We start from the raw sequence: 18,825 nt of genomic DNA, 5'->3' as shown, positions 1-18,825 counted from the left end.
ATTCGTTAGCGTAAATTATTTAAGAGATTTTCTTGCGGTATTTTATTCTGCAAAGATATGCACCGTCGTTCCCATTGAAGACTTTTGTTTTCAGCAAACACGGTGCAATCGGAACGCGGCAGCTTGCAGGACAAAGGTCAACACATGCGAGCGCTCTGCCGGGTCTTGCGCGGAAATTCCGTGTTATCTCCTCGCGTGAGCTTGATCCTGTCCTTCGGCCATCTACTCTGGCCAAGCGCTCGCAGCACGGCATGAGCGGTGAGCGTTAAATAGCGCGAGATGGACCAGCATGCCGGCCGGTTGCTCCGGACGATGGGCCGCCGATGCTTGCCGAGTATCAATAATACTCGTTAGTCGGCCTGTGATTTTCAAGAAGGTACAACGGACCAGTCGAGCAGCCACTTTGACCCCAACAGGTCTTTGTTCGAGGTGTGCCCGCTCCTTTTATTGTCATGGATGTGGGCGGAAGTCGGCCGACAAGCGACCCCGCGAATCATCCTGCCGCCAACCTGTCCGAGAGGACCGGCCGGCGCCCGCCATTCGAGGGCGATGAGCGAAGAGCGGACCTCTCGACGCTTCCTGACGAGCGTCGCAACCGGCATCCAGCCGCCGAGGCCAATGACTCTTTCTCGGCTCGTCTGGCGAATCACTGTTGTGGAAACCCGTCGTTGGCGGGAACCGGCAGCCGATGTCGGCTTATCGTCGGGCGGCGGTCGCGGCCAAGCGGTCGCGCGGGAGACTTGCCAAGCGGATTGACGAGCCTCACTGTTCGATGCGAGGGCTCGTATGCGTGGCGGGGCTCCGAGACCGCGCCCACAGATGAGGCATGAGCATGCGGTGGGGTGATTTTCGAAGGTCGAGCAATGTCGACGATCGACGCGGCGATGGCACAGGTGGCGGCGGCTTTCGGCTGCCTACCGGCGGGGGGGGCGGTGGCCTCGGCCTTGGTACCATCGTCATTCTCGGCCTCGTCGGCTGGGCGCTCGGGATCGATCCGCGCCTTCTCATCTCCGGCGCGGAAATGCTGTCCGGCGGCGGCTCGAGCTATACCGCCCCGGCGCCGCAGCGGTCTGCCCCGTCAGGCCCGCCGCAGGATCGAGAGGGCCAGTTCGCCTCTGCCATTCTCGGTAATACCGAGGATGTATGGAGCGCCGTTCTTCCGGCACAGGCCGGGATCAATTACGAGGCGCCGCGGATGGTGTTGTTCTCGGGCGCCACGCGCTCGGGCTGCGGCGTGGCGCAGTCGGCCACCGGGCCGTTCTATTGCCCGCTCGATCGCACGGTCTATATCGACCTGAGCTTCTTTCGCGAGATGAAGACGCGGTTCAATGCCGGAGGCGACTTCGCCGATGCTTATGTGATTGCCCATGAGGTGGGCCATCATGTCGAAAATCTGCTCGGCATCCTTCCGCGCGTCCAGCAGGCGCAGCGCCAGGCCTCGCCGGAACAGGCCAACCAGCTCTCCGTTCGCGTCGAGCTGATGGCCGACTGCCTCGCCGGGGTATGGGCCAATCACAGCGACGAAAAATATCGCTCTCTCGAGCCGGGCGACGTGCAGGAAGCGATGGACGCGGCGAGCGCGATCGGCGACGACCGTTTGCAGAAGGCTTCGCAGGGCTATGTCGTACCCGAGAGTTTCACGCACGGCTCCTCCGAGCAGCGTGTGCGCTGGTTCTCCACCGGGCTCAAGAGCGGCAAGGTGGAGGCGTGCAACACCATGGCCGGCGGTCGGCCCTGAGGCTGGTCAGCCAGGCTGCCAGCCGTAGAGCCACTCATAGCGCGCGGCAAATCGCTCCGGCCCCATTCGGCGCAGTGCGGCGTCCCGTGCGAGGGCGAGCGGCCACGGCAAATGGTAGATGCGGCCGTTGGCGCGCGCCGCCTTCTGCACCCGGGTTGCGCGCGGCTTGCGCGCCTTCTCGAAGGCGGCGAGCGCCACGGGGAGAGTGGTGTCCTTGCGCGCGAGTTCGGCCGTGAGCGTTGCCGCATCCTCGATCGCCAGCGCGCCGCCCTGGGCGAGGAATGGCAGCACCGGATGGGCGGCGTCGCCGATCAGGACGGTGTTGCGCCCGCACCACCGCGGCAAGGCGTCCAGATCGTGCAGCGGCCACAGGCGCCACTCGGGAGCCGCCTCGACCAACTTGCGCAAGGGGGCGGCTGCTCCGCGCAGCTTGTGCAGGAGTTGCGCGGCCTCGCCGGAGGCTGGCCAGCCGCCAGCCGGCTCCTTGGCCGCGACCACGATCACGACATTCAGTTCCTTGCCCGCGGCGACCGGGTAATGCACGACATGGGCGTCCTGGCCGAGCCACAGTCGCGTCTCGTTGGCCTGGAACTCGGCCGGCACGTTGCCATGCGGTATGGTCGCGCGCCAAGCGACATAGCCGCGAAATCGGGGAGCGGATGGCGCGATGCTTGCGCGGATGGTCGACCACAGGCCGTCGGCCCCGACCACGAGCCCCGTACGCATCACCTCCTGGCCGCGATCGCCGGCGATCGTGACCTCGGTGCCCTCCGGTCCGTCGTCAATCTGAAGGACTTTCTTGCCGATGCGCAGACGGATATTGGGGGCGGAACGCACCGCATCGAGGAGGACCGTATGCAGATCGGCGCGCAGGACGACCCAGTAGGGCGCGCCGTAGCGTGATCGCATCGCGCGGCCGAGCGGCATTTCCGCAAGGCGCCGCCCGCTGCCCAGCTTGTGCACCGCCAGGTGGTCGGGCTCCACGGCGCGCCGTGACACGGCTCTTCCCAGGCCGAGATCGACGAGCACCCGGCTCGCGTTCGGCGACAGCTGAATGCCGGCGCCGGGCTCGGTCAGGCTGGTGCGCTGCTCCATCACCGTCACGTTGAAACCACGACGCGCCAGCGACAGGGCCACGGTCAGGCCGCCGATGCCGCCGCCGACGACGATGGGATCGGCAATCTTCATGGATGAATGATGGAGGTCAGGCCGCAGCCGAGGCCTCGGGGTCATCCCAGCGGCAATCTTCCGGCATGCAGGCGCCTGGCGCCAGATTGCTGCGATAGCGGTACAGCGTCGAACAATAGCCGCAGACCGTCTCGTTCTCGTCGCCCATATCGATGAAGATATGCGGATGATCGAACGGCGGCAGCGCGCCGATGCACATGAATTCCTTGGCGCCGACTTCGATTACCCGGACGCCGCGATCGTTGTGGAAATGCGGGATGCTCTTCTCGGCCATCGGTTGTCCAAGCCCTATCGCCCAGTCGCGGGATTCGGCGGCACCATAGTCGCTCTCGTATCGGGAGCCAACCGCGCCGGGAGCGTCGGATCGTCCCGGCCGTGTCGCATCTGTTGCAAGCTCTAGCCCCGATCCTTACCTTGCCCGGGCCTCCAATGGAATCTCCTGCATGCAGACCTTCTCCTCTGCCGGCGTGCGCATCGCCTTCGTCGATCTGCCGAACAACGAAGGCGGTGGCGATCCGGTCGTCCTCGTCCATGGCTTCGCCTCGACGCATGCGATCAACTGGCTGAACACCTCCTGGGCAACGACGCTCGGGCGCGCCGGTTATCGAGTGGTCGCCCTCGACAACCGTGGCCATGGAGCGAGCGAGAAGCTTTACGACCCCGCAGCCTATGGTTCGCAGATCATGGCCGAGGACGTGCGCCGGTTGATGGACCATCTCGATATCGGCCAGGCCCATGTGATCGGCTATTCCATGGGGGCTCGCATCACGGCCCATCTCGCGCTGGCCAGTCCCGAGCGCCTGCGCTCGGCCGTGCTCGGCGGCCTCGGGATTCACCTCGTCGAAGGTGTCGGGCTGCCCCTCGGCATCGCCGACGCCATGGAAGCTGCCTCGCTCGCCGAACTGACCGATCCCATGCAGCGGATGTTTCGCGCCTTTGCCGAACAGACCAGGAGCGACCTCAAGGCGCTCGCCGCCTGCATTCGCGGCTCGCGCCAGACGCTGAGCCGCGAGGATGTGGGCCGCATCTCCGTGCCCACTCTGGTGGCGGTCGGCACGGCGGACACCGTCGCCGGATCGGGGCCGCAACTCGCCGCCCTTCTGCCGCATGGCCGATCACTCGATATTCCCGGACGCGATCACAATCTGGCGGTGGGCGACAAGGTCCACAAAGCGGGCGTCCTGGAGTTCCTGGCCGAACAATCGTGAATATGGTGAATGAATCGTGAATCGCGCCAGCGGCTTGCGTGTGGATGTTTGTTCTCCGTGTGAAGAGCCTCCGTCAGCTGCAGTTAGGGCTGGCGCTCTCAGGACTTGATTCAGGCTGTGCGGCCAAAGGACTGAGACATCATCAAATCTTAAGCCGTCATTGGCGCCGTGGCTGTCGCTTGCTATCTTCACGAGGGATGAGACAGCCGCTGGCCGTCAATGGCGAGGAAGGACCTCGCGCATGCGGGGGCTGTGGCCGCAACCTGCTCGGTTTGTTCCGGGCGCTGGCGAGGAGGCATAATGTCGTATCGCGGACAGACGATGACGGAGAGTGTCGCGCGCCGTGGGGTGGAGGTGGTCGACCCCCTTTGGTCGCAGATGCGTCGCGACGCGGAGACGATCGTGGCACGCGAAAGCGAGTTGGCGAGCTTCGTCATCAGCACCGTCTTGAACCACGACACGCTGGAATCCGCCGTCGGCCATCGTATCGCCGGACGGCTTGGCCATGCGGCGCTGCCAGCCGAATTGATCGCGCAGACCTTTCGCGAGGCGGTGACCAGCGATCTTGCGATGGTCGAGGCCATCCGGGCCGATATTCTGGCTTTCGCAGACCGCGATCCCGCCTGCACGCGGGTCATCGAGCCGGTGCTCTACTTCAAGGGCTTCCATGCCATCCAGACGCATCGGCTGGCTCATTGGCTCTGGCATCAGGGGCGGCGTGATTTCGCGCTCTATCTGCAAAGCCGGGCTTCGGAAGTTTTCCAGACCGATATCAATCCCGCCGCCAAGCTCGGGCAGGGGCTTTTTCTCGATCATGCCACTGGCCTCGTCATCGGTGCGACGGCCGTGGTCGAGGACAATGTGTCGCTCCTTCAGGACGTCACCCTGGGAGGGACGGGCAAGGAGAGGGGAGATCGTCACCCCAAGATCAGGTGCGGTGTGCTCATCGGCGCGGGCGCGAAGATCCTCGGCAATATCGAAGTCGGGCAGTGCTCGCGGGTTGCGGCCGGCTCCGTGGTGTTGCAGCCGGTGCCACGCAACAGCACCGTGGCAGGTGTTCCGGCACGCGTGGTCGGCACCGCCGGTTGCGCCGAGCCGGCCCGCACCATGGACCAGATTTTAGCGGACAAGGGCGGCGATTGACGGGGCCGGTCTTGCTCTCCCTGGCCTCGCGTGGCAAGGCGGGCTTAACATCGACAAATCATAACGAGGCCGCGTGATGGACAAGACCGAGCTCGCAAAGATCGAGCGTTTCCTGCGTCAGACATTCGCCAATCATTCCATCAGGGTCGTGGCGCGCCCGCGGAAGACGGATTCCGCCGAAGTTTATGTGGGCGAGGAGTTCATCGGCGTGCTCTTCCTGGATGATGAGGACGGCGACAAGTCCTACAGCTTCCAAATGGCAATCCTCGATTCCGATCTCGAGGACTAACCCTTCGACGCCTAACGACGCACCATTGTGGCGACGATGCGCGCAATACCGTCCGCCAGTCTCGGCCAGTCCTCGAGACGCTCCGAGGCGAAGCGCACGACGATATCGAAAGGGCCTATGCGCATCGAGGTCATGCATGGCCCGCTTGCCCCCGAGCGCTGTTCGCGCGCTGGCGGCGCTGGACAGCGGGCGTAGAACGGCATTTCGCCAGAAGTGCCAAATCCGGCCGCCGTCACATAGAGCTGTTCTCCGGCGTAGCGTGTGCCCTCCCGGAAGGTGTAGCTCAGGAGCCCTGCGGGGCCCGCTGCCGGCTTGGGATCGAGGAAACGCATATAGAGCTTGGCCAGGCGGTCGGACGGCGAGAGCGTGTTATCGGCAGCCGACACGGTGACCAAGATGAGGTCGTCGGGCGCGCTCTGTCCCATTGCGCGCTCCCGAAGCGCTGACCGGGACGGCTGCTCGGGCCAGGAGAGGGCGAGTTCGAGATGCTCGACGGGCCCCGGGCGCGAGGCGGGCAACCGCAGCCACTCACGCGGCACCGCCGCGGTGGCGCCGCCGATCTGGTAACCGACCACCGCCGGCAGGGCGGGGCTCGCCGTCGTGGCGAACCATAGACCAAGGCCCGTGGCCAGCCCAGCGACACTCAAGGTGGTTGCCATGAACGCGAGGACGAGGCTGTCGGCCCGGCGTCGGTGCCGGATGGGAGTATGCAGAAGCGCCGCATAGACGGCAGCTTTCGCCATGGCGACATCCCCACCGGCCGCACGGGCCCACAGATCCTCGAATTCGTCCTCCGTCATCATTGATCCTGATGGTAAAGGATCCGTTGCGGCGCGCCTCCTGATCAAGCCTCAGCGTCGGTGCCAGGATGATCCAGGCGGGTGATTGTCGTTCCTGGCCACAAGGGGCTTGGGTGGAACGGCAAGCCTGTTGGCGGTGAGCGCTTCGTGACTGTCGCCGGTCGGCGAGAAGCCGCCCATCCAGCCAGAATATCGGCTCAGGTCGGCTTCATCGCGTGGCAGATGTGGAACGACGGGTCGCGAGCGCGCGACTGATGGTGCCGGCTCCGTCCGAGCGCCGCCAAGGCAGGTTCTTTCAAAGAAAATCCTGATCGCCTTCCTATAGGAGAAGGCGCGTGTTGATGAACTTTTCATCGGGAAACACCGAAAATAAGGGGCTTAACCAAAGAGAGCCGTCAAATCAGTACACCGGCTGCAAGACGCCGGTCGCCGGCGCCTTGAGCCCAATTGGTGTCACGGCAGAGGATATGCGGTCTTCATTATGATCGCGTAAAACGAGGCGCTCGAGCGCTGGCGTTGACCGATCATCGAGATGCTTTGAGATCGGCGCTATCGAGTCTAGCCTGCGCTCTGACAGTAAGGGGAGGTAGACCGTGCCGCTTTACGCGCTTGGAAATCATGAACCGCGGGTGCCTAGATCCGGTCTTTATTGGCTCGCGCCGGATGCGCATGTCATCGGACAGGTGGAGCTAGGGGAGGATGTCGGCATCTGGTTCGGCGCGGTGTTGCGCGGCGACAATGAAGCCATCCTGATTGGGAACGGCAGCAATATCCAGGAGCACTGCGTGCTCCATACAGACATGGGCTTCCCGCTGACTGTCGGGGAGGGCTGCACCATCGGACACCGGGCGATTCTTCACGGCTGCACGATCGGCGCCAACAGCCTGATCGGCATGGGCGCCGTCGTTCTCAACGGCGCGCGTATCGGTGCGAACTGCCTAGTGGGTGCCGGTGCTTTGGTTACGGAAGGGAAAGAATTCCCGGATGGGTCGCTCATCATCGGCGCCCCGGCCAAGGCCGTCCGCGAACTGGACGCCGATGCAATGGCCAAGATGCGTGGCTCCTCCGTCGGATACCAGCGCAATTGGAGGCGCTTCGCGACGGAACTCAAGCAACTCGACTGAACCTCGCCCGATCTGGCGGCCTCAGCGAGAGGCCGTCGCGGTCGTGGTTTCCGGAGCGCCGAGCGCCACCCACAGATCGGGGCCGGCAGCAGACTGACGCTTCAGGAAGTGATAGCCGGTCGCCGCCCATGACAGGATCTGTTGGCGCTTGTTGTCGAGAACGAGGTCGCCACGGTCCGTCCGCACGGTGAGAACGGCATGCCCTTCGTCATCCAGATCGCGCACGACCGTGACGAGGAGCGCCTCACGCGGGAGCCCGGCCTTGATGAGCTCCTTGCGCTTCTCCAGCACATAGTCCTCGCAATCACCCTTGCCGTCGGTGGGGTAGTCCCACGATTCGACGATGCCCCAATGGTCGAGGTCGCTGATCGGCTCGATCGCCTTGTTCACGCGTGTGTTGACGTTGACCAAGAGACGCCAAGACTTGGCTGTGAGCAGCACTTCGGTGGCCGCGCCGTCGTGCCCCTGGCAATCGGCCGGGTTCTTGCGGCAGAAGTCGACCCAGCCGATGGGGGCACGGGCGCTCCCGGTCTCAACGGCTGCCTGAATTACGGGGAAGTTGGGGATAGCCGCATGACGGCTTTGTGCAGATGCTCCATTCGACACGACGGCCATGAGGCCTGCCGCAAAGACCGTAAAGACTACACGAAGCATGGCACTCATGCCCTCGAACCCCGAACCGGTAACGCTTCATTTACTCTTTCACGGCTCAGCTCGGGGAACAAGATGTGTTAACGCGCGTTAACTCTCTTTGTGATTATTTTGTGAACCCTAGGGCACAAACGTGGCCGTGGCAGTATGCCCAACAGCATTTCCCAAGGCCACCCAACCGGATTGGGACTGGCTCTCGCGCTTGATAAATGTGTAACCCGTGGCGCTCCAAGGAAAAATCGCATCACGTTTATTGTCGAGAACTAGATCGCCGCGGTCTGTGCGAACGAGCAGCACAGCGTGACCTTGGCCGGCTTCGTCCAGAACGACTGTCATCAGAAGCACACGCTGGGGAAAACCTGCGGCGATGAGCCGCCGGCGTTTTTCCAGGGCGTAATCTTCGCAATCTCCCTTCCCGTCGTCGGGATAGTCCCATGACTCGGTAAGGCCCCAATGGGTCATGTCGGCCAGAGGCTGCAGGCGGGCATTGATGGCGCTGTTCACCGCAACCAGCTTGCGCCAAAAGCGCGGCGTGAGGTCGATCCGCTCCGGTTCTGCCGTGTCACGCGTGCAATCCTGTGAATGGCGACCGCAGAAGTCGATCCACCCCCTTGGGGCTCGGATTGTGCCGCTTTCCGCGGCTGCCGAACTCGCGCGCGGCATCGAGACGAGCCGTTCAGCGGGTATTGCTGTCGTCGCTGAGGCGATGACGGCTGCAATCCCGATAATCGCTCCCTGGCCCAACCAGATCCGCATGGTGTCCTCCACCTGTTCATCGGGAGGATGCCATGGGAATTTTTCTGGGCCTTAAAACTAATAGACTGAATTCTTTGGTTTATTTTCCGCTGACGAATTATCGCGATGACGGCCGAGCCATGATGCAGGAAGCCGACCTCCGCAGTCCCGGTGCCGGAGCCACGCGAGAACGCAAGTGAACATCGCCGAATGAGTTCAGTCGACGATCAGGTTGAATTCTTGCGGTGGGAGTTGCTCGCCGAATTGCACGGCGAAGCCGCCGTTGAAGTGACGGACGACCGTCGCCGTGGTTCGCCCGACGATGACGAGGGTGCCGACAGCCGGCGTGATGGCGGAGAGGAGAGCGGCACCGGTCGGCGAGATGTCGATGATATGAACAGCGTGCACCGTTCCGTCGGGAAGCGTCAGCGCCGTGCTCGTATTGGCCGGAACCCCGCGGTCGAGCCGGTCCTCCGCCGGGTCCAGCAGATTGCGATTGGCGAGCCAGGTGAGTTGGGCGGCGATCTTTTCGCGCTTGCGCGGCGTCGCGGAGATCGTCATCGCGAAGCCCTCCGGCGAGTGGCGCACGATATCGCCCTCAAGGCGTCCGATGTGATCGAGATAGACGATCACCCGCTCGCCGACCTCTCCGCGGACCGGGGCGAGAAGATGGATCCCTCCAGGCGACACGTCGATGGTCTGACCGGGGTACTCGAGCTTGTTTTCGAGCATATAGCGCCCGAGAATAGCGATCTTGACCCGTTGATGCCGCCGCCGCTCGATGGTTTCGGCGGGCATCTCCTGGGATGTACTGTCCTCGGTTGGCGTCATAAGTTCCGTGCCCGTCGTCTGGCGCGCGAGATTGTGGCTCGCCGTTCCCACGGGGAACAGGTCAATGCACGCGGCGGTCCGGCTTATAACAATTCATCGTTAACGGGGCATTATCCATAAGCTCACCTTCGGGAGGCCTCGCCGGCGGGGCCGTGTCCAGGCCAAGGTGTTTCTAATCCCGAAAATATGCCACAACTCGACGCCCTCATGATGCAGCGCTGGGATGACGAACGGGTCCCCGCCTGGCGGACGAAAGCAATTCATGCCTCTGAACTCCTTTACGCCAGTCAGGTCTCCGCGTGAGCCGATGGTCAACGCACCTGTTGCGGTTGTCATCGTCATCGCGGCCCTCTTTCTCGTCCATATTGGCCGCCTTGTTCTCGATCCCGAGACCGACTTCCGATTGCTGGTGGATTTTGCCTTCGTTCCGGCCCGTCTGACCGTGGCCTTGATGCCCTCGACGCTCGATTCCGTTTTCGCCTATGCGTCTTCGGCCGGCGGCGTGGAGGGGCAGCAGCGCTTGATCTTCGCTCAACTGCTTCTTCAGGGCGGCGCGCAACCATGGACGCTGATCACCTACGCCTTCCTGCACGGCTCGTGGATGCATCTGATCTTCAACGCGCTTTGGCTGCTGGCCTTCGGAAGCCCGGTGGCGCGGCGCTTCGGCTTGGTCCGCTTCTACGTTCTTCTGGTCCTTTGCGCGGTCGTGGGCGCACTCGCCTATGAGCTGGTCCATGTCTATGACATCATGCCGATGATCGGCGCCTCGGGCGCGATTTCCGGCGTCATGGCGGCCGCGACCCGTTTCGTGTTCCAGCCGAGCCAGCCCTGGATGGCGCATCAACCGACGGCGGCCGAATATGCGCCGGCCCAGAGCCTGCGCGAGGTCCTGCGTGATCGGCGCGCGATGAGCTTCATCGCCGTCTGGTTCGGGGTCAATATCGTCTTCGGGCTCGCCGCCATGCCGCTCGGCCTCGTTGAAGGCGGCATCGCCTGGGAGGCGCATATCGGCGGCTTCTTGGCCGGACTGGCGCTTTTTCCGCTGCTCGACCCGATCGGCCGCAAGCGCCGCTGAGCTGCCGGCAGTCCCGAAGAGTCGTGTTTATGAGCCCCTCCCGAGAGCGGCGGCGCAAGCAGCGATGCTGATGGGCGCCAGCTGCTTTGCACCTTCACCTTGCGATCTGCGTCGGCTTTGCCCAGTATCTAGGACAATTGGTCGCAGGACATCATGTCCCTGGCCTTGCACCTGGAGGACAGACAATGACGGTCGATCACATTCTGGCGGTGAAGGGCAGAGACGTCATTACCATCCCGCCCCATCGCACGTTGGACGAGGCGGTCAAGCTCCTCGCCGAGAAGCACATTGGTGCCTTGGTCGTGGCGGGGGCCGATCGCCGGGTGCTCGGCATCATCACCGAGCGTGACATCGTCAGGGTGCTCGCGCGGCGGGGCGCCGCCGCTTTCGGCGAATCCGTCTCCGCTCACATGACCGGCAACGTGCGAACCTGCCACGGCGGCTTTCTCGTCAACGATGTCATGGAGATCATGACGCTCGGCAAATTCCGCCATGTGCCGGTCGTCGAGGACGAGGTCCTGGTCGGCATCATCTCGATCGGCGACGTGGTGAAGCACCGCCTCGCGGAGGTCGAGCGCGAGCATCAGGTCCTGCGGGAATATATCGCAACGGCGTGACCAGGACGGGGAGGGCCCGCCGGCGCGATCGGAGAGCGGTTATCCGAGGCGGCCGCCCTGCTCGACCAGATGTCGGGCGGCGGTTTCCTGGGCCAGATATTCCTTGACCTCGTCGACCATCCGCTCGGCTGCTTCGGCCCCCAGGGCAATTGTCTCAGCCGCTCGATGGAAGTCGAAAAGGCCGATCCGGCCGAGCTTCGGCGAGATCATGAGATCTGGCGGATCGCCGGCGAGGCGGGAGCGGGCGATACGGTCCTGGGTGATGTTGAAGGCATCGACCATGATGGTGCCGATGCCCGGCGCGCCGTCCGATCGGGCGGCGAACTGGCGCACGCGCTCGGCTACGCCCCAAACGGGATCGAACAGGCTTCGGCGCTGTGCGGCGGCCTCCGCGATAATGGCCTGCGTTGAGCCGCCAGCGTCCGGATCAACGACCGGAATGACGGCGCCGCGACTGCGTGCGTCACCATTGAGGTTGACGCAAACGACGACATCCGCGCCAAGCGCTCGGGCGACCGTGACGGGAATGGGATTGACGAGGGCGCCGTCCATCAGCCAACGGCCGCCGAATTTCACGGCGTCCAGCACGCCGGGCAGCGCATAGGAGGCGCGCATGATCTCCGTCAGCACGCCACGGGTCAGCCAGACCTCGTGTCCGCTGCCGAGTTCGGTCGCCACGGCGGCGAAGCGATGCGGCAGATCCTCGGCGCGAATGCCGGGCAGATGTTCTTCGAGCAGGCGCTTCAAACGATCGCCGGCGATGAGCCCGGAGCCGTTCAGGTGAAAATCGAGCAGGCCGATGACGCGTCGCCGGGTCAGCGTGCGTGCGAAGGTTTCCAGAACCTCGAGTTTGCCGGCCGAAAAGCATCCGCCGACCACGGCGCCGATCGACGTGCCCACGATGACATCGGGAATCAGGCCTTCGCGTTCGAAGACCTTCACCACGCCGATATGCGACCAGCCGCGTGCTGCGCCGCCACCGAGGGCCAAGCCGAGCTTCACATGGCGGGAGGCGCCTGTTTGCTCGTCAGGCCGGCTGGGTTCTGGGACGCGCGTTGCAGCCGTGTCGAACATTCCCTTATCGAGGCCTCCGTCGATGACCATCGCAGCACCGTGCCAGGAATTCGTTGACAAGCGCTTCAAGGCCGGGCGGCTTGGCGCCGAGGCGCGTCAGCCGTCCGATGGAACAAGGCGGGCGGGAGCCTCGCCGATGGGAATTTTCCGGTAGAAACACGAGCGGCGACCCGTGTGGCAGCACCCGCCGTCGCCGCCGACACGTACTTTGATCCAAAGAGCGTCTTGATCGCAATCGATCCGCATCTCGACCACGGTCTGGATCTGTCCCGAGGTGTCGCCCTTATGCCAGAGGGACTGGCGCGAGCGTGACCAATACCAAGCCTCGCCGGAGGCTATCGTGCGCTCCAGGGCCTCGGCATTCATATGGGCGACCATGAGAACCTCGCCCGTGTCGGCGTCGGTCGTGACACAGGTGAGGAGCCCGTTGCCGTCGAAGGCCGGCATCAACGCGACGCCTTCCTCGATATCCCGACGGGTGCCACGCGCAGCCGATGTGGTGGTGTTATCAGCGGTCACCGCGCGCGTCCCATCCCGAGGCGAGCGTGGCGGATTGCCCAGCCTGCCCCCAGTCCGTTCATCACTCGGCCTTTCCGCGGACCATGGCGATGAAACGGGCCTGTTCCGTAGGCTCGTCCTTGAAAAGGCCGGTGAAGCTGGTCGTCAAGGTGGAAACGCCCTGCTTCTGGATGCCGCGCATCGACATGCACATATGTTCGGCCTCGATCAAGACAGCTATCCCGCGCGGGGCCAGCGCCGTCTCGAGAGCCTGTGTAATCTGCGCGGTCATGGCTTCCTGGGTCTGCAGGCGGCGCGCGAAAACCTCCACCAGCCGGGCGAGCTTCGACAGACCGACGACGCCGACGCTGGGGTAATAGCCGATATGGGCCTTGCCGATGATCGGAACGATGTGGTGCTCGCAATGGGAATGAAACGGAATGTCGCGGACGAGGACAATGCCCTCGTAGCCCGCCACTTCCTCGAAGACCCGATCGAGCACCTCGCGCGGATCCTCGCGGTAGCCGCGGAACAGCTCCTCGTAGCTGCGCACCACTCGTGCCGGCGTGTCGAGCAGGCCTTCCCGGTCGGGATTGTCGCCCGCCCAGCGAATGAGGGTACGGACGGCGGCTTCCGCCTCTTCCCGGCTCGGCCGGTGTATGCTGGGCTTGTCGGCGGTGGCATCAGCCATTCGCGCGGACAAGGACTTAACCACTGCGTCCATGTGGTGCCTCCCGCTCATTCGCACTGCCACATCTGCTGGCCATGCTCACTAATCGCCGACAAAATAGCACGACTTTCTGCTGGCGACCTTCAGTGCCTATATATGCATAACGGGTGGCGCTGCAACGCAAGATGACGCAATCCTACAGGCGAATCGATGCTGAACGACATCTACAATCGGCGAATTCTCGAACTGGCCGCGGACATTCCGCGGCTCGGCCGGCTAGCTGAGCCTCAAGCGTCGGCGACCGCCCATTCCAAACTTTGCGGGTCGACAGTGACGGTCGATCTCATGATGGATCACGATACCGTGACGGATTTTGCGCATGATGTGAAGGCTTGCGCGCTGGGGCAGGCCTCCTCGTCGATCATGGCGCGCCACGTGATCGGCGCGACGGCCACGGAACTGCGCCAGGTGCGTGATGACATGCGCCGCATGCTCAAGGAGAATGGTCCGCCGCCGGACGGGCGTTGGGCCGATCTCTCCGTGCTCGAGCCAGTCCGCGACTATAAGGCGCGGCATGCCTCGACGATGCTGACCTTTGACGCGGTGGTCGACGCCATCGACAAGATCGAGGCGGCGAGGGGCGAGGCCGAGACGGCCGGCTTGCCTTCGGCTGTGGAGTAAGCCGAAGGCGCCCTGATCCGCGAGGGCGAAGCCGGCCCCGGACCGTTACTGCACGTAGAAGGAATAGGCGGCGCTTACGCCCAGCACGAACTGGTCGCGCGAGCCGATATTCCTGACGATCGGGCTTCTGGCGGCGTCCTGGACGAGGCGCATCCAGCTCGCCTGCACCGTCGTCGACCAGTTTTGGTCCCATTGATAGGTCGCGGCGCCGGAGACGCCGGCACCGAAAAGGCCGGCGGAGGGCTTGTACGGCGTCACGAGACCGTTGAGGGAAGCCTCGAGGGGTGTCACGCCGAAATTCGTGCGCATGAAGGTATCGGCACCGAAGGAAAGCCGCGGCCCCGCCGAGAAGGTCCATTTGCCGAAAGGCTGAACGAAATCGGCGGCCAGATCGCCGACCCAGCCGTCGTCATCGCGGAAGCCATGCCGTATTTCCGCACGCGCGCGCAGGTTGGGCGTCGGCCAGACCTCGGCAAAGGCGCCGACCTCGATCGTCCACGGAACCTTCGACAGGCCGAAGAGCTCGGCATTGTCATCGAGGTAGCGGCCGGGCCGGTAGCGCGCGACAGGCCCGATACGCAGCCACGGCGTTTCCAGGAGGGCGATGCCGATGCCGTCGTCGGGTGCGCTGAATGCAGCCGGGGTGCCGGCCCGCCGAATGCCGAGCGATGGGAAGGGCGTAAAGGTGTAGTCGCTCGCGCCGAGATAATCGGGGGAGAAGATGCCGTTGCCCTTCAGCGTCACGATCCATTGGCTGGTCGGCTGGGCCGTGGTCGTCATCTGTGAGGGAAAGCTCCAATCCGCAGCAGACGCGGGTCCACCGGCCATCAGACCGAGACCGACAAGAGCAGGCAACGCATACCGAACCATGATGACACTCCTTACGCAACGGCTTCTTTTCTTGAGCAAAAAGTTCACCATTTGCTTACTCGTCCCGTCGCCGGCCGGCCGTGGCATCCGCCACCACGAAGTTGCGGACGATGCCAGTGAAGGTAGGGCAGTGTTCCACCTCGACGTCAAAAGGCAAGCGCAGCGGTGAGAAAAGGGCCGGGTGTTGTCATTGCGCATCTCTTGATCCGCGGCTACCAGCTCACCCTGTCGAGCATCGTGGGGCGGACCTGCCGCCACCTGCCGACCTGCTCGTTCTATATGGACGAAGCGATTGCCCGACACGGTTTCTGGGCTGGCGGGTGGGTCGGGACGGCGCGGCTTTGCCGGTGCCATCCATGGGGCAGCTCGGGGCTCGACCTCGTGCCCGAACATTTGCCCGAAGACGCACTCTGGTATAAGCCCTGGCGCTACGGCCGCTGGCACGGTGTCAATGCGCCACAGCCGATTTGCGAGGCCGTCGAATCGGATGGCGGCGAAGCCTCGACCACTTCCTGAGCTCTCCGTCCGGCAAAAGCTTACCTGCTCAGTATGCAGGAGTGAGCGGGAGTATGACGATGATCACCTTGACTTTTCCCGACGGCGCCCAGCGCTCCTTCACCTCCGGTATCTCAGGCTTCGACATCGCCAAAGGCATCTCGCCGTCGCTCGCCAAGCGCACGGTCGCCATGGCCCTTGACGGGACGGTGGCCGACCTGGCCGATCCCATCGAGCGGGATGCGCGCATCGAATTCATCAATCGCGACGATCCGCGGGCCCTGGAGCTCATCCGCCACGACTGCGCGCATGTGCTGGCGGAGGCGGTGCAGGAACTTTTTCCCGGCACCCAGGTGACCATCGGCCCGGTGATCGAGAACGGCTTCTATTACGATTTCGCGCGCAACGAGCCCTTCACGACCGAGGATCTGCCGAAGATCGAGGCGAAGATGCGCGAGATCATCGCGCGCGACAGGCCCTTCACGAAGGAGACCTGGAGCCGCGACGAGGCCAAGCGCGTCTTTCGCGACAAGGGCGAGAGCTACAAGGTGGAACTCGTCGATGCCATCCCGGAAGGGCAGAGCATCAAGATCTACCGGCAGGGCGACTGGTTCGATCTCTGTCGCGGCCCGCATATGACCTCCACGGGCAAGATCGGCAATGCCTTCAAGCTCATGAAGGTGGCCGGGGCCTACTGGCGCGGCGACAGCAACAATCCGATGCTGACCCGCATCTACGGCACCGCCTGGACGAGCCAGGAGGATCTCGACCGCTATCTCCATCAGCTGGAGGAGGCCGAGCGGCGCGACCATCGGCGGCTCGGCCGCGAGATGAATCTCTTTCACTTCCAGGAGGAGGGACCTGGCGTCGTCTTCTGGCACCCGAAGGGGTGGAGCCTCTTCCAGAGCCTGATCTCCTATATGCGCCGGCGGCTCGCGGCCGACTACCAGGAGGTCAATGCCCCGCAGGTGCTCGACAAATCCCTGTGGGAGACCTCCGGCCATTGGGGCTGGTACAAGGAAAATATGTTCAAGGTGCAGTCGGCCGGCGACGAGACCGACGACGAGCGCGTCTTCGCCTTGAAGCCCATGAACTGCCCCGGCCATGTGCAGATCTTCAAGCACGGCCTCAAGAGCTATCGCGATCTGCCGATGCGGCTCGCCGAATTCGGTGCGGTGCATCGATACGAGCCGTCAGGCGCCCTGCACGGACTGATGCGCGTGCGCGGCTTCACCCAGGACGACGCGCATATCTTCTGCACCGAAGAGCAGATGGCCGCGGAATGCCTGAAGATCAACGATCTCATCCTGTCGACCTATGCCGACTTCGGCTTCGATGAGATCGTGGTGAAGCTCTCGACCCGGCCCGAAAAGCGCGTCGGTTCGGATGCGGTTTGGGATCACGCCGAAACCGTCATGAAGGACGTGCTGGAACAAATTGCGGCCCAGTCCGGCAATCGTATCAAGACCGGCATCCTGCCGGGCGAGGGCGCGTTCTACGGGCCGAAGTTCGAATATACCCTGCGCGACGCGATCGGTCGCGAATGGCAGTGCGGCACCACGCAGATCGACTTCAACCTGCCGGAGCGCTTCGGCGCCTTCTATGTGGATGCGGACGGCGCGAAGAAGACGCCGGTGATGATCCATCGCGCGATTTGCGGCTCGATGGAGCGCTTCGCCGGCATTCTCATCGAGCATCACGCCGGCCATTTCCCGCTCTGGCTCGCACCGGCGCAGGCTGTCGTCGCCACGATCACGTCGGAAGCCGACGGGTATGCTGCGGAAGTCACCGCCATGCTGAAGGCCGCAGGCCTCAGGGCCGAGGCTGATCTGCGTAACGAGAAGATCACCTATAAGGTGAGAGAACATTCTCTCGCCAAGGTCCCGGTGCTTCTCGTCGTCGGGCGGAAGGAGGCCGCGGAGCGGACCGTCTCGATCCGCCGGCTCGGCTCGCCGAACCAGCAATCGATGACCCTCGATGCGGCGCTTGCGAGCCTCGTCACTGAGGCTGTTCCACCCGACCTGCAGAAGGCGACCGCCGCCGGTTGAGGTCGGGGCGGCGCCTTCGGTCACATCAGCCGGCGCGGGCCTTCCCACGGCCAGCGGCGCGCCTCACGCGCGACGTCGGCTCGCGACAAGCCGATGTCCTTGAGTGCAGCGTCGTCGAGCTCAGCAAGCTGGCGGCGTTCGCGCCACCGGCTTTGGCACAGTTCGAGCCACTCGACAGTTCGCATGGCCCGGCTGACAAGCTCAGGCCGATAATGGGTCTGTCGTGCGATCAGTATGTTTGCCATGGTTCTATCTCCGTTCCGCGGCAGACCATCGGCCCTGGAGGCTGCGATGTCGCTGCCGAACGCTTTGTTCACGGCCGAATGATCCGGGCGTGCGAGGGTGATGATGCGCCGCTAGAATGAAGCCATGAGTGCGCCGACACACCTTGCCTACATCGGTCATCTCGTCGGGGATCCGGCGCGGGCGCGGATCCTGCTGACGCTAATGGACGGCCGCGCGCATACGGCGAAGGAACTCGCGTTTCTCGCACGCATCGCCGCGCCGACTGCGAGCGGCCATCTCCTCAAGCTCCTCGACGGCGGGCTGGTGCGGGTGGCCCAGCAGGGGCGCCACCGCTACTACCGCCTTGCTTCCTCGGAGATTGCGCAGATGATCGAGCTGATGGGGGTGATCGCCAGTGACATGGCCAGCCCGGCATGGCCCGTGAGAATTGATGCTCGACTGCGGACGGCCCGAACCTGCTACGACCATATCGCCGGGCGGCTCGGCGTGGCGCTGGCGGATGCCCTGCAGAAGGCCGGTCACCTGCGGCTCGGAGACGGGGCCGGTGAGGTCTCGGCCAGCGGCCGGGGGTTCTTTCGCGATCTCGGCATCGATCTCAACGGCGCGGCCCGAAGCCGCCGGGCCTTCTGTCGCCCGTGCCTCGACTGGAGCGAACGCCGTGATCATCTTGCCGGCGCGGTCGGGGCGGCGCTCTGCGACCACTGCCTCGCCCAGGGCTGGACCTTGCGTGAGCGCGACACGCGCGCCCTTCAGGTCACCGAAAGCGGGCGTGATGCCTTTCGGGACCTGTTCGGGATCGATGTCGAGGCCTTCGCTGCGCCGGCACAGCGTGCCGCCTAGATCG

The 18,825-nt window shown here is 64.1% G+C and carries 22 protein-coding genes; 11 read left to right on the top strand and 11 right to left on the bottom strand.

All coding sequences use genetic code 11. The annotated features are described in order from the left end of the window. Positions 1–832: 832 nt before the first annotated feature. Positions 833–1,738, top strand: coding sequence for a neutral zinc metallopeptidase (locus ACFQU1_RS05095; RefSeq protein WP_378131571.1), 906 nt, complete (start codon positions 833–835; stop codon positions 1,736–1,738). A gap of 6 nt (positions 1,739–1,744) precedes the next feature. Here ACFQU1_RS05095 and ACFQU1_RS05090 read toward each other — a convergent pair whose 3' ends face one another. After that, positions 1,745–2,926, bottom strand: coding sequence for an FAD-dependent oxidoreductase (locus tag ACFQU1_RS05090; protein WP_378129973.1), 1,182 nt, complete (start codon positions 2,924–2,926; stop codon positions 1,745–1,747). A gap of 16 nt (positions 2,927–2,942) precedes the next feature. Further along, the gene (locus ACFQU1_RS05085) at positions 2,943–3,200 is read right to left on the bottom strand and encodes a zinc-finger domain-containing protein (protein WP_378129971.1); all 258 of its coding nucleotides are present in this window, start codon (positions 3,198–3,200) and stop codon (positions 2,943–2,945) included. A gap of 169 nt (positions 3,201–3,369) precedes the next feature. Here ACFQU1_RS05085 and ACFQU1_RS05080 point away from each other — a divergent pair, with 169 nt between their 5' ends. The 3 genes from ACFQU1_RS05080 to ACFQU1_RS05070 all read left to right on the top strand — a co-directional run bounded on the left by ACFQU1_RS05080 (position 3,370) and on the right by ACFQU1_RS05070 (position 5,566). Next, complete coding sequence (locus ACFQU1_RS05080; RefSeq protein WP_378129967.1) at positions 3,370–4,134, top strand: alpha/beta fold hydrolase; 765 nt, start codon at positions 3,370–3,372, stop codon at positions 4,132–4,134. Between the two features lie 321 nt (positions 4,135–4,455). Continuing rightward, complete coding sequence (gene cysE / locus ACFQU1_RS05075; protein WP_378129965.1) at positions 4,456–5,277, top strand: serine O-acetyltransferase; 822 nt, start codon at positions 4,456–4,458, stop codon at positions 5,275–5,277. Positions 5,278–5,353: 76 nt separating this feature from the next. Beyond that, positions 5,354–5,566 carry a DUF3126 family protein gene (locus ACFQU1_RS05070; RefSeq protein WP_378129963.1) on the top strand — a complete coding sequence of 71 codons (213 nt, stop codon included), beginning with the start codon at positions 5,354–5,356 and terminating at the stop codon, positions 5,564–5,566. A gap of 11 nt (positions 5,567–5,577) precedes the next feature. Here ACFQU1_RS05070 and ACFQU1_RS05065 read toward each other — a convergent pair whose 3' ends face one another. Then, positions 5,578–6,366 (bottom strand): hypothetical protein, encoded by a 789-nt coding sequence (locus tag ACFQU1_RS05065; protein WP_378129961.1) that lies wholly within the window; start codon positions 6,364–6,366, stop codon positions 5,578–5,580. 593 nt (positions 6,367–6,959) lie between these two features. On the opposite strand from ACFQU1_RS05065, the gene ACFQU1_RS05060 reads away from it, so the two are divergent. Beyond that, the gene (locus tag ACFQU1_RS05060) at positions 6,960–7,490 is read left to right on the top strand and encodes a gamma carbonic anhydrase family protein (protein WP_378129959.1); all 531 of its coding nucleotides are present in this window, start codon (positions 6,960–6,962) and stop codon (positions 7,488–7,490) included. Positions 7,491–7,511: 21 nt separating this feature from the next. Here ACFQU1_RS05060 and ACFQU1_RS05055 read toward each other — a convergent pair whose 3' ends face one another. From ACFQU1_RS05055 to ACFQU1_RS05045, 3 genes are all read right to left on the bottom strand, one after another. Continuing rightward, complete coding sequence (locus ACFQU1_RS05055; RefSeq protein ID WP_378129957.1) at positions 7,512–8,153, bottom strand: transglutaminase-like cysteine peptidase; 642 nt, start codon at positions 8,151–8,153, stop codon at positions 7,512–7,514. A gap of 108 nt (positions 8,154–8,261) precedes the next feature. After that, positions 8,262–8,897 (bottom strand): transglutaminase-like cysteine peptidase, encoded by a 636-nt coding sequence (locus ACFQU1_RS05050; protein WP_378129955.1) that lies wholly within the window; start codon positions 8,895–8,897, stop codon positions 8,262–8,264. Positions 8,898–9,092: 195 nt separating this feature from the next. Further along, a complete protein-coding gene (locus tag ACFQU1_RS05045) occupies positions 9,093–9,707 on the bottom strand; it encodes a PilZ domain-containing protein (RefSeq protein WP_378129953.1) in 615 nt (204 codons plus the stop codon). Between the two features lie 307 nt (positions 9,708–10,014). Between ACFQU1_RS05045 and ACFQU1_RS05040 the strand changes: the two genes are divergently transcribed. Both ACFQU1_RS05040 and ACFQU1_RS05035 read left to right on the top strand, forming a co-directional pair. Beyond that, positions 10,015–10,782, top strand: a complete 768-nt coding sequence (locus ACFQU1_RS05040; protein ID WP_378129950.1) for a rhomboid family intramembrane serine protease — start codon at positions 10,015–10,017, stop codon at positions 10,780–10,782. Positions 10,783–10,967: 185 nt separating this feature from the next. Further along, positions 10,968–11,399: a CBS domain-containing protein gene (locus ACFQU1_RS05035; RefSeq protein ID WP_378129948.1), complete on the top strand. Its 432-nt coding sequence runs from the start codon at positions 10,968–10,970 to the stop codon at positions 11,397–11,399. 39 nt (positions 11,400–11,438) lie between these two features. Here ACFQU1_RS05035 and ACFQU1_RS05030 read toward each other — a convergent pair whose 3' ends face one another. The 3 genes from ACFQU1_RS05030 to folE form a co-directional block, all read right to left on the bottom strand. Further along, positions 11,439–12,503: a patatin-like phospholipase family protein gene (locus ACFQU1_RS05030; protein WP_378129946.1), complete on the bottom strand. Its 1,065-nt coding sequence runs from the start codon at positions 12,501–12,503 to the stop codon at positions 11,439–11,441. Positions 12,504–12,569: 66 nt separating this feature from the next. After that, on the bottom strand, positions 12,570–12,992 hold the full coding sequence (hisI, locus tag ACFQU1_RS05025) for a phosphoribosyl-AMP cyclohydrolase (protein WP_378129944.1): 423 nt from the start codon (positions 12,990–12,992) through the stop codon (positions 12,570–12,572). 61 nt (positions 12,993–13,053) lie between these two features. Continuing rightward, positions 13,054–13,695, bottom strand: a complete 642-nt coding sequence (gene folE, locus ACFQU1_RS05020; RefSeq protein ID WP_378129942.1) for a GTP cyclohydrolase I FolE — start codon at positions 13,693–13,695, stop codon at positions 13,054–13,056. A 156-nt stretch (positions 13,696–13,851) separates the two neighbouring features. Here folE and ACFQU1_RS05015 point away from each other — a divergent pair, with 156 nt between their 5' ends. Further along, positions 13,852–14,322 carry an iron-sulfur cluster assembly scaffold protein gene (locus tag ACFQU1_RS05015; RefSeq protein ID WP_378129940.1) on the top strand — a complete coding sequence of 157 codons (471 nt, stop codon included), beginning with the start codon at positions 13,852–13,854 and terminating at the stop codon, positions 14,320–14,322. Between the two features lie 45 nt (positions 14,323–14,367). Here the strand turns inward: ACFQU1_RS05015 and ACFQU1_RS05010 are convergent, their stop codons facing one another. Then, on the bottom strand, positions 14,368–15,102 hold the full coding sequence (locus ACFQU1_RS05010) for a MipA/OmpV family protein (protein ID WP_378129938.1): 735 nt from the start codon (positions 15,100–15,102) through the stop codon (positions 14,368–14,370). Positions 15,103–15,357: 255 nt separating this feature from the next. Here ACFQU1_RS05010 and yidD point away from each other — a divergent pair, with 255 nt between their 5' ends. Both yidD and thrS read left to right on the top strand, forming a co-directional pair. Next, positions 15,358–15,708: a membrane protein insertion efficiency factor YidD gene (gene yidD, locus ACFQU1_RS05005; RefSeq protein WP_378129936.1), complete on the top strand. Its 351-nt coding sequence runs from the start codon at positions 15,358–15,360 to the stop codon at positions 15,706–15,708. 59 nt (positions 15,709–15,767) lie between these two features. Then, positions 15,768–17,735 carry a threonine--tRNA ligase gene (gene thrS, locus ACFQU1_RS05000; protein WP_378129934.1) on the top strand — a complete coding sequence of 656 codons (1,968 nt, stop codon included), beginning with the start codon at positions 15,768–15,770 and terminating at the stop codon, positions 17,733–17,735. A 20-nt stretch (positions 17,736–17,755) separates the two neighbouring features. Here the strand turns inward: thrS and ACFQU1_RS04995 are convergent, their stop codons facing one another. Then, positions 17,756–18,052, bottom strand: a complete 297-nt coding sequence (locus ACFQU1_RS04995) for a DUF1127 domain-containing protein (protein WP_378129932.1) — start codon at positions 18,050–18,052, stop codon at positions 17,756–17,758. 52 nt (positions 18,053–18,104) lie between these two features. On the opposite strand from ACFQU1_RS04995, the gene ACFQU1_RS04990 reads away from it, so the two are divergent. Next, positions 18,105–18,821 (top strand): ArsR/SmtB family transcription factor, encoded by a 717-nt coding sequence (locus ACFQU1_RS04990; RefSeq protein ID WP_378129930.1) that lies wholly within the window; start codon positions 18,105–18,107, stop codon positions 18,819–18,821. Positions 18,822–18,825: the final 4 nt, after the last annotated feature.

Source organism: Chelatococcus sp. GCM10030263 (assembly GCF_042666455.1).
Classification (GTDB): domain Bacteria; phylum Pseudomonadota; class Alphaproteobacteria; order Rhizobiales; family Beijerinckiaceae; genus Chelatococcus.
This window is presented reverse-complemented; position numbering and strand designations above follow the sequence as displayed.

Coding starts and splice junctions, on each gene's coding strand:
- ACFQU1_RS05085 (WP_378129971.1), bottom strand. CDS start 3,200: ATGGCCGAGAAGAGCATCCCGCATTTCCACAACGATCGCGGCGTCCGG.
- ACFQU1_RS05050 (WP_378129955.1), bottom strand. CDS start 8,897: ATGCGGATCTGGTTGGGCCAGGGAGCGATTATCGGGATTGCAGCCGTC.
- ACFQU1_RS05040 (WP_378129950.1), top strand. CDS start 10,015: ATGGTCAACGCACCTGTTGCGGTTGTCATCGTCATCGCGGCCCTCTTT.
- ACFQU1_RS05070 (WP_378129963.1), top strand. CDS start 5,354: ATGGACAAGACCGAGCTCGCAAAGATCGAGCGTTTCCTGCGTCAGACA.
- ACFQU1_RS05055 (WP_378129957.1), bottom strand. CDS start 8,153: ATGAGTGCCATGCTTCGTGTAGTCTTTACGGTCTTTGCGGCAGGCCTC.
- ACFQU1_RS05065 (WP_378129961.1), bottom strand. CDS start 6,366: ATGACGGAGGACGAATTCGAGGATCTGTGGGCCCGTGCGGCCGGTGGG.
- ACFQU1_RS05080 (WP_378129967.1), top strand. CDS start 3,370: ATGCAGACCTTCTCCTCTGCCGGCGTGCGCATCGCCTTCGTCGATCTG.
- ACFQU1_RS05010 (WP_378129938.1), bottom strand. CDS start 15,102: ATGACGACCACGGCCCAGCCGACCAGCCAATGGATCGTGACGCTGAAG.
- ACFQU1_RS04990 (WP_378129930.1), top strand. CDS start 18,105: ATGAGTGCGCCGACACACCTTGCCTACATCGGTCATCTCGTCGGGGAT.
- ACFQU1_RS05015 (WP_378129940.1), top strand. CDS start 13,852: ATGCTGAACGACATCTACAATCGGCGAATTCTCGAACTGGCCGCGGAC.
- cysE (WP_378129965.1), top strand. CDS start 4,456: ATGACGGAGAGTGTCGCGCGCCGTGGGGTGGAGGTGGTCGACCCCCTT.
- ACFQU1_RS05095 (WP_378131571.1), top strand. CDS start 833: ATGCGGTGGGGTGATTTTCGAAGGTCGAGCAATGTCGACGATCGACGC.
- ACFQU1_RS05045 (WP_378129953.1), bottom strand. CDS start 9,707: ATGACGCCAACCGAGGACAGTACATCCCAGGAGATGCCCGCCGAAACC.
- ACFQU1_RS05090 (WP_378129973.1), bottom strand. CDS start 2,926: ATGAAGATTGCCGATCCCATCGTCGTCGGCGGCGGCATCGGCGGCCTG.
- ACFQU1_RS05030 (WP_378129946.1), bottom strand. CDS start 12,503: ATGGTCATCGACGGAGGCCTCGATAAGGGAATGTTCGACACGGCTGCA.
- folE (WP_378129942.1), bottom strand. CDS start 13,695: ATGGACGCAGTGGTTAAGTCCTTGTCCGCGCGAATGGCTGATGCCACC.
- thrS (WP_378129934.1), top strand. CDS start 15,768: ATGATCACCTTGACTTTTCCCGACGGCGCCCAGCGCTCCTTCACCTCC.
- ACFQU1_RS05035 (WP_378129948.1), top strand. CDS start 10,968: ATGACGGTCGATCACATTCTGGCGGTGAAGGGCAGAGACGTCATTACC.